Below are 550 nucleotides of genomic sequence, written 5' to 3' on the forward strand. Positions count from 1 at the left end.
GAGATAATTCCGGCGGCAGCATATTCCCGCGCGGCGGCGCTCGGAATGTGCTACCACCCGCAGTAGGCATTTCGACCGACGGAACTTTTTCTGCTCGGGGGAGAGAATTTCCTACTACATCGGCCTTGGAACGTGGTTCCATCGATTTACAACTGCCGATTTAGTCCTATGGTCCGGTGATCGAGGAAGCCCGACCATGCCCCGCCAAGCCGCCGCCTCCGCCGGATTCACGACCAACGGCTCGACCCGCGAGCTTCTGAAGCCGCCCGAGGATCTCGACAAGCTGGAGCGCGCCGAATTCGTCGCCCTCATCGTTGGCACTGCGCCGGGCCATTTCGTGCCGTCCGACGTGCCGCTGATCGCCGCCTATTCGAAGGCCATCGTCGCCGAGCGCGTCGCGGCCGGTGAGCTCGCCGCCGCCTATGTCGTCGATGACAAGCCGAGCCCGTGGCTGCCGATCTGGCAAGCCAAGGTCCGCGCGCTGACGACGCTGGCGCGAATGTTGTCCCTCAGTCCCGGCGGCAGGCTGCCGACCAAGTCACCCGAGCCG

The 550-nt window shown here is 64.7% G+C and carries 1 protein-coding gene; it reads left to right on the top strand.

Going from position 1 to position 550, the window contains the following annotated elements; genetic code table 11:
• Positions 1 to 196: 196 nt before the first annotated feature.
• Positions 197 to 550: hypothetical protein (locus AC0L3X_RS47405; RefSeq protein ID WP_473317652.1), on the top strand; the 354-nt coding region annotated here is incomplete at its 3' end.

It is taken from the genome of Bradyrhizobium sp. MI1.7, from assembly GCF_055811795.1.